Here is a 12,379-nt window from a genome sequence, read left to right as displayed (position 1 = left end):
TATGAACACAAACAAACCCAATATTGCCGTTGTAGCAGGTGGCAACTCGTCAGAATTTGTGGTGTCGGTAAAAAGTGGCGCCAACGTACTAAAAGCTGTTGATACAGAGAAATACAATCCCTGGCTGGTTGAAATACAAAACGACCGCTGGGAAGTTTTTCAAAACGGTGAGAAAATCAGCAACATCGACAAAGCTGATTTTAGTTTTCAGCGAAATGGCGAAAAAGTAACATTCGATTTTGCTTACATTACCATTCACGGCACACCCGGCGAGGACGGTATCCTGCAGTCATACTTCGAGTTGATTGGCCTGCCCTATTCATCGTGTGGTGTTCATTCCTCGTCGCTAACTTTCAATAAATGGTTTTGCAGTAATTACCTGCGCAGCCTGAACGTAACCATGGCAAAATCGTTGCTATTTACGAAAGGCGACAAAATCGATGCTCAAAAAATTGTGGACGAGCTTGGCCTGCCCATTTTTGTGAAACCGAACGCCGGCGGTTCAAGCTTTGGCATTACCAAAGTAAAACAGGTTGAAGAAGTAGAAACAGCCATTCTGAAAGCCTGGGAAGAAAGCAGTGAGGCGTTGGTTGAAGAGTTTATCGACGGCCACGAATTTACCTGTGGCGCATTAAAAATAAAAAGCGAAAAAATTGTCTTCCCGATAACTGAAGTCATTCCAAAAAACGAATATTTCGATTTCGAAGCCAAATATACACCGGGAGTTACCGAAGAAATCACACCTGCCCGACTGCCGGAAAATCTGTTCAAAAAATGCCAGCAACTAACGTCCGAAATTTACGATCATTGCAACTGTTCAGGCATTATCCGTGTGGATTTCATTTTAAAAGATGAAACCTTTTATTTCCTCGAAGTGAACACCACCCCGGGGATGACAGGAACCAGTTTTATTCCGCAACAAATAGCTGCCATGGGCAGCAGTCTCACCGAAATTATCAGCCAAATTATTGAGGATCGGATCGGGTAAAATCAATTAACAATTGTGAATAACTGAGGTTGAAACACTTAATCACAAAGTTGAAATAACTTGCCGGTTTGGCTTGGGTGCTGTACTTGTAATTTATACTTTTGAGCACTCAGAATACGACGATTCTTTAGTAAACAAACCATGGCAGAACGAAGAAAAAGCAACACCACTTCCACAATAGATCAGATTAACGCACAATACGGAAAACTTCCTCCTCAGGCCATTGATGTTGAAGAAGCTGTGCTTGGTGCGCTTATGCTCGAACGTGACGCCTATGTAACTGTTGCCGATATTATCGACGCACGGAGTTTTTACAAAGAGGAGCACAAAAAGATTTTTGAGGCCATTCAAAAACTTTCGGGAAAAGAAAAGCCGGTTGACCTTTTGATGGTTACGCAGGAGTTAAAAGACCGTGGTCAACTGGATGAAGTTGGCGGCCCGGGTTACATTACCCAGTTAACCCGGCGCGTGGCATCAGCTGCCCACCTTGAATTTCATGCGCGAATAATTGCCCAAAAATTTATGCAGCGCGAACTGATTCGTGTATCCACTGAGATCCAGACAAAAGCTTACGACGACACGATAGATGTTGACGACCTGATGGATTTCTCTGAATCGGAATTATTCAAGGTGTCGGAAGGCAACATCAAAAAAGAAACCGTGCCGATTAAACCGGTTCTTAATCAGGCCATCGAGCAGATTGAGAAAGCACGCAGCAGGCCAGACGGATTAAGTGGAGTACCTTCGGGATTTACGGCAATCGACCGAATCACTTCAGGTTGGGAACGTTCGGCGCTGATTATTTTAGCTGCACGTCCTGCGATGGGAAAAACAGCATTTGTATTATCCATGGCCCGGAATATGGCTGTTGATCACCGTCAGGCGGTTGCTATTTTTTCGCTCGAGATGTCTTCGATACAGCTGGTTAACCGTTTAATTTCTGCAGAGTCGGAATTGGGTGGTGAAAAAATTAAAACCGGTAAACTGGAAGACTACGAATGGGCACAGCTGAACCAGCGAATAAAAACGCTTGATGAAGCACCGATCTTTATCGATGATACTCCTGCCCTGTCGATTTTTGAATTCCGTGCAAAATGCCGTCGTTTGAAAATGCAGCACGACATCAACATCATTATTGTCGACTATTTGCAGCTAATGACTGCCGGAACAGAAACACGTGGAAACCGTGAACAGGAAGTAAGTATGATTTCGCGCTCGCTCAAGGCCATTGCCAAAGAGCTGGACGTACCAATTATTGCCCTGTCGCAGTTGAGTCGTGCGGTTGAATCACGCGAAGGCAAGCGTCCGCAACTTTCCGACCTTCGTGAATCGGGTGCGATTGAGCAGGATGCCGATATTGTTTGTTTCATCCACCGGCCAGAATATTTCGGAATTACCGAAGACGAATCGGGGAATTCGCTGTTAGGTGTGGCTGAAATCATCATTGCAAAACACCGTAACGGTGCTACCGCCGATGTACACCTCCGGTTCAAAAAAGAAATGGCCAAATTCTCCGACATGGATCCACAGTTCGATTCAGGTGGTTTTGGTGCTGTTCAAACTTTTGGTTCATCAATGAATGCTGATGAAGATGCCTACGAACAGGGCATTAGCAGCAACCGCGGTTTCGATTCGGAATCGCCGGGATCAAGTGCACCTTTCTAGGATTTCTTCCTGACAGTTTTCTTGATTAATCCTGACATTCATGTCAGGGAATCATGAACCGAAATTGAAATCGGACTTTAGCCCTAGCCGAATATAGAGGACTAACGTCCAATAATCAGAGATTCTCAGATTGACCGGAATAAACATTCTGTTTGAAAACAATGACAAATTTAGTATTCTATTGCACCGGGTTTTAACCCGGTGAATGTAAGAAGAATTCCTGATTGGCTTTAGCAGTTAATTCCCTTCAGTTTAATGGCTAAAGCCATAGTTCTTTATGTTGCCACATTTTGCACACCGGGCTAAAGCCACGGTGCAAAAAACGCTATATTCACACAGCTTTTTAATTTCCAGATTTAATCAATTTACTTCAACCAATTAGACGGACAGTAAGCATTTCTGCATTTGAAAAACATTCCCTTCATTCCTTTTGAACCATTTTGTGGCTAAAATTGTATCTTTCGGAAAAGTTATGCCATGAAGCTTAAAGCAATATTTTCATTACTGTTTCTGATCATTCTTGTACACGCAAAAGCGATGTACATACTCATTCCGATGGATGATGCGCAAAAAGATCACCTGAAATCGTACGGCATTGCCTATTGGACGCTTCAGCGCGATGTGGAGGTAAAATGGTTGTTGAATTACCGCGGTGGCAGTTTCCTGATGGAACACCGCCCCGAAATTGAAAACGAGTGTGTGGTGCGTGGTGTGAGTTATGAAAATATAGCGGATGCACAGGCCAGTGCCATCCTCTCTGAAATTGCACGCCCCGATATTAACCAGGATGCGATTAGCATGAACAAGGCCCCAAAAATTGCTGTATATTCTCCACCAAATAAACAACCCTGGGACGACGCCGTAACACTGGTGCTCACCTACGCAGAAATAGATTACGACGTAATTTACGACGAAGAAATACTAAGCGGCAAACTCAAAGATTACGACTGGCTGCACCTGCACCACGAAGATTTTACCGGCCAGTACGGTAAATTCTGGCGTTCGTACCAACACATGCCCTGGTATCAGCAGGATGTGAAGATCAACAACGACCTGGCCAAAAAGCTGGGATTTATGAAGGTTTCGGAAATGAAATCGTTTGTTACACGTGAGATTGAGAAATATGTAATGAATGGCGGCTTTTTGTTTGCCATGTGTGCCGCAACCGACACCTACGACATTTCGCTGGCTGCTACCGGGATAGACATTTGTCAGCCCATGTTCGATGGCGACCCGATGGATCCAGATGTGGACAGCAAACTGGATTTTCACCGCACTTTTGCCTTCGAAAATTTTAAACTGGTGAAAGATCCGAATCAATACGAATTTTCGAATATCGACGACACCGAAACCCGCAGAGTGGCCCGCGAAAACGACTACTTTACGTTGTTCGATTTCTCAGCTAAATGGGATCCGATTCCCACCATGTTGTGCCAGAACCACAACAACCTTATCAAAGGTTTTATGGGGCAAACAACCGCTTACCGCAAAGAAGTATTAAAATCGAATGTACTGGTAATGGGCGACAACAAACCGGCAAACGAAGCCCGTTATATTCATGGTGAAAAAGGCAAGGGATTCTGGACCTTTTACGGCGGTCACGATCCTGAAGATTACCGACACCTTATTGGTGATCCGCCAACCGACCTGAGTTTGCACCCCAATTCTCCGGGATACAGGCTGATTCTGAATAACGTATTATTTCCGGCTGCTAAAAAGAAGAAAAGGAAGACCTAATTTGAATCATTAAGGAACTGCACAAACCTTTTTAAATCTTCCCTGTCAGAGATTTTTATTTTATTCTTTTTCACAAAGGCCTCCAGTTTATCCTTATCCAAATCATTTAATAGAAGATCTTTCTTATTGCCAATTTCAGTAAAATTTGCATCGGGATCCATTATAAAGAACTTGCTGTCTTGTCGAAGAAATTTTGCAGGTTTTGCCTCAACATACGGTCTTGCAGCCTGTGGATCTTTCAATGCAATCTGGTATTTTTCGTATAATGAATAATCACCAATAACTAAAACTTCATAATATCCCTTCACTCCTTTAAATTCACCCGGTGGAAAGTAATTAAATTTAGTTTCACCAAGAATTGCCAATTGAATGGCTTCCGGATTTTTTACCGTATAAATTACCTTATCAGAAGTTACGAATTCAATTTCATCAGCATAAATATCGTAACGCAAAGGCCCTTTGTAGGTTTTCCCGGTATTCAGTTTCAATTCACCCTCCACAAAGTCCTTATATACAAACGGAGAACCTTCAATGTTATCATAAGTGGTTGGTTGACTGCTATTACGATCAATATTGGCATAATTAATATAATCATCCAACTCGTTAATGTAATTTTGAGTGAAACTATAATCCTGAGCAAAGCCTGAATTTGAATAAAACAAAAACGCACTCACAATGGCTATCGAAAAGAATAAAAACTTAGATGTCATAGTTGAATAATTGATAATTTTCTTTAAAGTTAAACATTATTGAATCAATTTCTTATATCCCAAAAAAGAAAAGGTCCACTAAACAGTGGACCTTTTGCATGTATTTCTATGAAATTTTATTGCTTGTCAGCAGCAGGAGGATCGATTTCCGTAGGAATCGGATTTCTCCTGGTGTTCCACCATACCCAGCTTCCGAACAATCCTTCGTTCAGATCCTGAACGCCCTGACGTTCTTTAGCTGCGTCGAGGTTGACTCCGTTGTAAGTATCTTCAACAGTTGAATAAGTCAATCGTGTTGGCATACCCAGATTAGGATAGTAAGCACCTTCCAGTTCGTATTCGAAAGCACGAGCCGGGAAACCGGTACGACGAACTTCAATCCAGGCTTGTACACCCTGACCAAACATAGCTGCCCACTTTTGTTCCAGAATTTTCTGGAATTTTTCGCCTTTGGTTCCGCCAAATGCTACTAACGGATCAGCCAGGTAAGCAGCCTGATCAACAGTAACTGAAAATGCAGAGAAGTCATCACCAGCTTTATTCGATGGAGTTACGGTTGCGCCGTCAGCACATCCCCAACGGTCCATACTGGCTTTGATACCGGCTTCGTAATGCGCCTTCGCATTGGTTTCGTCGTTTTTACGCAGGTAATATTCAGCCTGAATCAATTCAACTTCATCCAAACAAAGCACATACAATGGAGCCGTTTCAGTATAAGCAATTGCAGTTCCCAATAACGAGATGTTCTGGAAAGTTGCAGCGGCGTGTGCCAAACCGTTTTGGTGACCGTTATACACAACAGCATCAGTTCCTACACTTTTAGGAATAGGCTGGGCATAAACATGTACCCTTGGGTCTGTTCTGGCATTCAGGAAGTCAACCATTGTTTGGCTGATTCCCTGGTCAGTCCTTGAAAACAAGGTATTGTAAATCGGGTTACGGTAAGGTAATCCGGGATAAGCCAGCATTGCATTATCGTCATTGCTCGTGAAGATCGGGTATTTTGAAGGGTTACCCAATACTTCAGCAATCTTAGCATCGGCGTCGCTCATCGCTGCTGCACCGGCTGTAGTAGTAACGGTAGTTCCGCCAACCATATCATAAGTAAAATCCCATGGCGTACCAGCGGCACGGTTCAGAATTCTCAAACGCAATGAGTTTCCGAATTTTTTCCAGGCCATTGGATCACCTCCGAAAAGGATATCACCGCTTCCGAAATTTAACAAAGAAGAAGTCAACAGATCGTTAGCTTCATCCAATTCGGCCAACAAACCTGCATAGATATCTGCCTGAGTGTCGTAAACCGGAGTTACGTTATCTGAAACCAATCCCATGTTTGCTTCGCTGTAAGGAACATCTCCCCACAGGTCAGTCAGAAAATCAAAAATCAGCACTTTCCAGATTTTTGCTGCAGCATAAAGTGCAGGATCTCCACCGTCTTCATTGGCTGGATTTGTTTTATCAAGGATGATAGCCAAATCTTGTAAAGCATTGGTATAACGTCCGTGGAAATCTCCATCCAGGCTACGTGGCTGATATTTATCCTCATCAATGTACTGTACTTTGGTCCACTGTTGCGACCATGGTCCAAGGTATGTGTGCTGAATCCATCCACCCATCTCGTAGCTGATGTGCGACTCTAATGCATGGGTAAAAATATTTAATGCGGGAACATCAACCGGAGAGTTCGGGTCGGTGTTCATCTCCTCAAAGTCGTCGGTACACGATCCTGCCATAAAAATCAGGACGGTAAACAGGACTAATTTTAAATCTTTCAATATATTTTTCATGTTCATTGAATTTTTAAGTTAAACCATCCTTATTAGAAATTAATTTTTAAGTCGAAACCAAGCGTTCTGGCCGATGGAACCGGAGTAGAGTTCATACCTACTGAAGTATTACCGGCAGAAATTCCGTTTTCCGGGTCAACATGTGGCATATTGTCGTAAATGATCCAAAGGTTACGACCAACAAACGACAGGTTTACGTCTCTTACGCCAATGTCACTCAAAAGAGGAACATTATTAAAGGTATAACCAACAATCACCTCACGCAGTTTTACAAAACCAGCATCGTAAACCGAAAGACTTGGTTTTCCCCAATAATCAGTTTCGTAGAAAGTTTGTGCATCAACATATGATCCGTTGGCTACCGGAGTAGATGTCTCGTTACCTGATGCATCAGTTAACACAACACGACCATCAACCAATTTACCGTAAACACCGTCAACTTTAACACCACCACCATCTTCAACGGCATCACGAACGTTCATGCCATTGTCGTTGATAGCTGCAGTAGCTGCCATTACACCCGAGTAACTACCAAACCAGTCGGTAATTGAGTATTGGTCGCCACCCCAACGGAAGTCAACCAGGAAGCTTACGTTGAATTTTTTGTAGTGGAAAGCGTTGTTTACACCTCCGTACCAGTCGGGAGTTACGTTACCTATCTCAGTTTGTTTAGGCGAACGAATGTAACGTCCGTTAGTACCAACAACAGGTTTTCCGCTGTACTTAATATAAGCCAGTTCACCTTTTGAGTTATATACTTCAGTCTCGTGTTCACGAACGATGTCGTAACCCCACATCTGACCATAAGCTTCTCCTAACTGAGCACGTACAGTCATACCCCATGATCCATTGTACAGGTTAATGTATTCCAGATCACCGGTTAATTCTTCAACTGTGTTTTTGTTGGTAGCCCAGTTGGCTGTAATGTCCCACGAGAAATCGTTGGTTTGAACCGGAGTTGCTCCAACTGTGATCTCTAAACCTCTGTTTCTAATTTTACCGGCGTTAATGGTTTTAGTACTGAAACCTGTAGTATTCGAGATCGCGATGTTCATGATCTGGTTCTCGGTTACTTCATCATAGTAAGTTGCATCAACACTCAAACGATTGTTAAAGAATTTGAACTCACCACCAAATTCCAATGAATTTTTAGATTGTGGTTTCAAACCAAGAGGTGCCAAAGTATTGGTATAAGTCAACGAAGGCTGACCATTGAATGGATCAGATGCACCAAAAGTTCCCTGCAGTGCATAAGCTCCTGCAGTACCACCAACCTGTGCGTAACTGGCTCTCAGTTTACCATAAGAAAGAATTCCTGAATCCATTCCCAACGCTTCAGTGAAGATGAAACCCAATGATGCAGAAGGATAGAAATAAGAGTTGTTGTTAACCGGTAATGTAGACGACCAGTCGTTACGGGCGGTTAAGTCAAGAAATAACATGTCCTTATAACCAATGTTTGCACTTGCAAATACACTCTGAAGTTCGGTATGAGTTTCTGACATTCCTGTTGTTGCAGGAGAAGCAGCATTACTTACTGAATACAAGTCAGGAATGATTAAGCTTGAAACATGAGTTGCTTCACTGCGATAATCATAGTGATTGTATTCAGAACCAACAGTACCTAACAAGTCAAAGTCGCCAAAGTTTTTATCAAATGTCAATACAACATTGGCAGTAGTTTCGCTACGTACTGATTCGTAGTTATCAAAACGTCCGTCCATCCAGTCGTGTGATTCTTTGGCACGAACTTCTTTAATGCGTTGCGAGTAAGCATCGGTACCCACCATAGCTTTCAATTGCATCCACTCGTTAATGTCGTAAGAAATGTTTACGTTACCCATAAAACGCTCGCGGTTTAGCGAGTTGGTATTTTTATTCAAAGTCCAGTATGGGTTATCGTGGTAACTGTGGTTCCAGTTGTAGTTACGTTTCGACACAGGATCGATTTCCTGCCAGTGATCTTTCAACCATTGTGTATCAACCTGACGGCCAAACCACTGCATGGTACTTTGGAAGATACCGGCTGAAGTATAACCCGATGACATGATGTTGTCACTTTCTGTCAGGATGTACGAAGCCGAACCCTGAACGCGAATTTTATCGGTTACGTTCAAACCGGCATTCAAAGTGAATGTATTTTTACGTTGGTCTGTATTCGGGATCATACCAGTTTGATCCTGGTGTGATACAGACAGACGATAGTTGTATTCGTCTTCCATACGGTTAACAGCAACCGAAGTTGTACTGTTTAAACCGGTATCGAAAAGGTTTTTAACGTTATCAGGATGTGCGATCCATGGAGTTGCTGTACGAACACCAGTAATAGGATCGTAAGGGCTGTCGAACTGAGGAATCAAACGACCATCGAGACGTGGTCCCCACGATTCGTCAATACCGTCGTTTACACCACCCCAGTCTCCGTCAACGTATTCAAATTCGCCGTCGTAACCTTGTCCGTACAAATCCTGGAAATCAGGCAATTTCAACGGATTCGACCATACCATGTTTTGCTGGATGGAAACGCCAATTCCTTTTTTACCCGATTTTCCGCTTTTAGTGGTAATAAGTACAACACCGTTTACGGCGCGCGATCCGTAAAGTGCAGCAGCGTTGGCACCTTTCAAAACCGAAATGGTTTCAATGTCGGCAGGGTTGATGTCGGCTGATGAGTTACCGTAGTCAGTACCACTGTAAGCACCAACGTCAGAGTAAGAGTTGATAATCGGTACTCCGTCAACCACAAAAAGAGGCATGTTGTTTCCGGTTAAGGTACTCATACCACGAACGATGATACGCGAACCTGAACCAACGTTACCCGATGAATTGGTAATCTGTACACCAGAAAGTTTACCTTGCAGCGAGTTCACCACGTTAGGTTCACGGGCTGTCATGAGTTCTTCCCCCTGAATGTCCTGAGCGGCGTAACCCAGACTTTTCTTTTTGCGTGATTGTCCGAGTGCAGTAACAACTACCTCATCCAAACCAAGCACATCAGGTTCCATAACTACATCAATGGTAGCAGAACTACCGATGGTAATTTCCTGGGCTTTCATACCCACAAAACTTAATACCAAAGTTTTAGCGTCTTCAGGTGCTTTAAGTTCATAAACACCGTCAATGTTGGTGATCGTTCCTAAAGTAGTTCCTTTCACCGCAACCGAAACCCCGGGAATTGGCATGTTATCCTCAGAAGATGTAACCGTACCGGTTATCGTCTTTGTCTGAGCAAAAGCAACCAAATTACCCATGAAAAGGAGCATCGATAAAAAAATCGCAATTTTTTTCATAGAAATAATTTTTAGTTATTAAATAAACAGCTATAAAAAATGTAGAATTTATTCATTGTATGAATTGATCTTCTTTCTGGTTTTTTTTAAAATTCTTGTTTTCCCTTCTAATTGAAAAAAAAGTAAGCCGGGAGGAATAAATTTCTACGAAGGGTAATCGTGAGTATATGTTGAGTGAGATTCCCCCCGGCAATATCTTTTGACCTGCCACAACTTAAATTGAAAAAAAATACAGGATATAAAAGGATGTTACATATACTACCCCTCATAGAAACAGTTTTTGATTAATAATTAAACAGCGTATAAAAATTTATGGATATGTTTTTGATTCCCCCAAATCAAATATCACATATTACCCCTCTAACATTTGTTAAAAAAATTAACAGTAACAAATGTGTAAAAAAAAATCATAACTCCAAAAATTCTGAAATTATTTTTTCTGATTTAATGACACAAAGTAAGTGCAAGTGCCTCTCTGATTAAAAAATAACACCAGCAAAAAATACTCAGATTAAATTTAAATTAAGCGAAATTCTGGCAGAATTAACTGTTTGGGAAGCCATAAAAAAGAAAAACCGGGAGACTAAAAAGTTCTACGAAGGGTAATTGTGAGTAAATGTAGAGTGAGCAGCTCCCGGTTTTGAGTATTTAAAATTTTCTTAAACTTAAATTAAGCTAAGAATGGAGAACCAGAATTCTTAGTTCTGATTCTCCCGAATTGTATCGTATTATCTCCAACCACCCGTTGAGTAGTCTTCGCCGGCAACACCCGAAGTTCCACCATAAGTGTAGTTTTCTTCAGGAATTGCTTCCAGAGCTTTACCCGGTACCGGGAAATGCAATGGTGTACCTTTTTGCAGCAGGTCTTCCTTGCGCATTTCAAAGAAAGAAAGCGCCATACCAGTGTAGGCAAATTCAACACATCTTTCGTAATGAATAGCATCAGCAACTGCAGAAGCATCGGCAGCAACAGGTGCCAAACCACCTCTGGTTACACGAGTTCCTGCATTAACAATTTCAGCCGCCATGGCTACATTGTTTTTGTGAAGGTAAGCCTCAGCCATGTACATTTCGTTTTCAGAAGCAGAAAATTCAACCACATCGGTTACCCATTCCGAAATGTAGTAGTCGAGTGCTTTATAACGGTATGAACTGTAATGATAAGTCCCCCTTGTCGGGTTAAAATTCTGGCTCGACAGGTAACCGTAATCCGAAGCCAAACGAGCATCAGCCGAAGTTGATTCGGGTAACACAGTTTCTCCTTCAGGCCAGTAGGCCGGAGTATTCGGATCCATCATGTTTATTACATACAAATCAGTTCGTCCCCATCCAGGATAAACGAGGTAAGTTTTCGGTGCAAGGTCGTACCAAACCACATCGTCCATAAATATGGTATAGTCAGAAGTAACACCATTGTCGGTATAAGCTATTACTTTATCCCAGTCGATATCGCTTTTTTGTGCACTGTTACGAACATTACTTACCATCATTCGGGCACCCATACTATTCAAAAATTGCTTAAATGTACTGGTATTGGCTGCTCCAATCGGCAACCATGTAGTAGGCACCGTAACACCATCAGCAAGAGCAATTGCCTCGTCTAATTTTTGCAGTGCAAAAGCCATAGCTTCTTTATAATCAGCTGAAGTACCATCTTCATTTATCGGACCGCTTTCATCCGACAACCAAACACGGTCGAAAACCAGTGCGAGGTAACCAATCGAAAAGGCCTGACCTACTTTTCCCATCATTTTCACAAGGTTCGGATCATCGAATTCAGTACCTTTTTCGGCTGCAGCAACAATGGTGTTCGCATCCGACAATACAGAATACAATGCATTGAAATAAGTATTGGTTGAAGCCTGATAACCATAAGAAGGCAGGTTATTCCATGCTTTTCTTGGTTCACTTGACATATCATTCATACCAACGTTACCCCACGAGCAGGTTGAAACGTCAGCCATGGTTTGCATCATCATACATGGGCCGGTATAATCATGAACAGTCATATACCAGTTGTTCAAAAGACCTCCGGCTGTTGCTGTTAACGCCACCGGATCGGAAGTTAATATATCGTCGTTTGGATGCTCGTAGTTGGGCACTTCAAGATCCAGCGAGAAGTCTTCACACGATACTGCAAATAGCAGTACAGCGCTTATCATTAATAAATTTCTTAAATATTTCATTTTTAGACTTTTT

The 12,379-nt window shown here is 42.3% G+C and carries 7 protein-coding genes; 3 read left to right on the top strand and 4 right to left on the bottom strand.

Annotated features, from left to right (window positions below; all coding sequences use genetic code 11):
• Position 1 precedes the first annotated feature (1 nt).
• The 3 genes from HFD85_RS18090 (at position 2) to HFD85_RS18080 (ending at position 4,390) form a co-directional block, all read left to right on the top strand.
• Positions 2-988 carry a D-alanine--D-alanine ligase gene (locus tag HFD85_RS18090; protein ID WP_167613092.1) on the top strand — a complete coding sequence of 329 codons (987 nt, stop codon included), beginning with the start codon at positions 2-4 and terminating at the stop codon, positions 986-988.
• Positions 989-1,129: 141 nt separating this feature from the next.
• Positions 1,130-2,653, top strand: a complete 1,524-nt coding sequence (gene dnaB / locus HFD85_RS18085) for a replicative DNA helicase (protein WP_167613090.1) — start codon at positions 1,130-1,132, stop codon at positions 2,651-2,653.
• A 477-nt stretch (positions 2,654-3,130) separates the two neighbouring features.
• A complete protein-coding gene (locus tag HFD85_RS18080) occupies positions 3,131-4,390 on the top strand; it encodes an asparagine synthetase B (RefSeq protein WP_167613088.1) in 1,260 nt (419 codons plus the stop codon).
• Here the strand turns inward: HFD85_RS18080 and HFD85_RS18075 are convergent.
• From HFD85_RS18075 to HFD85_RS18060, 4 genes are all read right to left on the bottom strand, one after another.
• Positions 4,387-5,100: a hypothetical protein gene (locus HFD85_RS18075; RefSeq protein ID WP_167613086.1), complete on the bottom strand. Its 714-nt coding sequence runs from the start codon at positions 5,098-5,100 to the stop codon at positions 4,387-4,389. The two genes, HFD85_RS18080 and HFD85_RS18075, sit on opposite strands and share 4 nt — an antisense overlap.
• A gap of 116 nt (positions 5,101-5,216) precedes the next feature.
• Positions 5,217-6,890: a SusD/RagB family nutrient-binding outer membrane lipoprotein gene (locus HFD85_RS18070; protein ID WP_167613084.1), complete on the bottom strand. Its 1,674-nt coding sequence runs from the start codon at positions 6,888-6,890 to the stop codon at positions 5,217-5,219.
• Between the two features lie 32 nt (positions 6,891-6,922).
• Positions 6,923-10,180 (bottom strand): SusC/RagA family TonB-linked outer membrane protein, encoded by a 3,258-nt coding sequence (locus tag HFD85_RS18065; RefSeq protein WP_167613082.1) that lies wholly within the window; start codon positions 10,178-10,180, stop codon positions 6,923-6,925.
• A 728-nt stretch (positions 10,181-10,908) separates the two neighbouring features.
• A complete protein-coding gene (locus HFD85_RS18060; RefSeq protein ID WP_167613079.1) occupies positions 10,909-12,366 on the bottom strand; it encodes a macro domain-containing protein in 1,458 nt (485 codons plus the stop codon).
• Positions 12,367-12,379: the final 13 nt, after the last annotated feature.

The organism is Maribellus sediminis (assembly GCF_011799805.1).
GTDB classification, from domain to species: Bacteria; Bacteroidota; Bacteroidia; order Bacteroidales; family Prolixibacteraceae; genus Draconibacterium; species Draconibacterium sediminis_A.
Note: the sequence above shows the minus strand (reverse complement) of the source record. Positions and strands in the feature narration are given on the sequence as shown.

Excerpts from the sequence above, each read along its gene's own strand:
- HFD85_RS18070 (WP_167613084.1), bottom strand. The coding sequence starts at position 6,890 with ATGAAAAATATATTGAAAGATTTAAAATTAGTCCTGTTTACCGTCCTG.
- HFD85_RS18090 (WP_167613092.1), top strand. The coding sequence starts at position 2 with ATGAACACAAACAAACCCAATATTGCCGTTGTAGCAGGTGGCAACTCG.
- HFD85_RS18065 (WP_167613082.1), bottom strand. The coding sequence starts at position 10,180 with ATGAAAAAAATTGCGATTTTTTTATCGATGCTCCTTTTCATGGGTAAT.
- HFD85_RS18080 (WP_167613088.1), top strand. The coding sequence starts at position 3,131 with ATGAAGCTTAAAGCAATATTTTCATTACTGTTTCTGATCATTCTTGTA.
- HFD85_RS18060 (WP_167613079.1), bottom strand. The coding sequence starts at position 12,366 with ATGAAATATTTAAGAAATTTATTAATGATAAGCGCTGTACTGCTATTT.
- HFD85_RS18075 (WP_167613086.1), bottom strand. The coding sequence starts at position 5,100 with ATGACATCTAAGTTTTTATTCTTTTCGATAGCCATTGTGAGTGCGTTT.
- dnaB (WP_167613090.1), top strand. The coding sequence starts at position 1,130 with ATGGCAGAACGAAGAAAAAGCAACACCACTTCCACAATAGATCAGATT.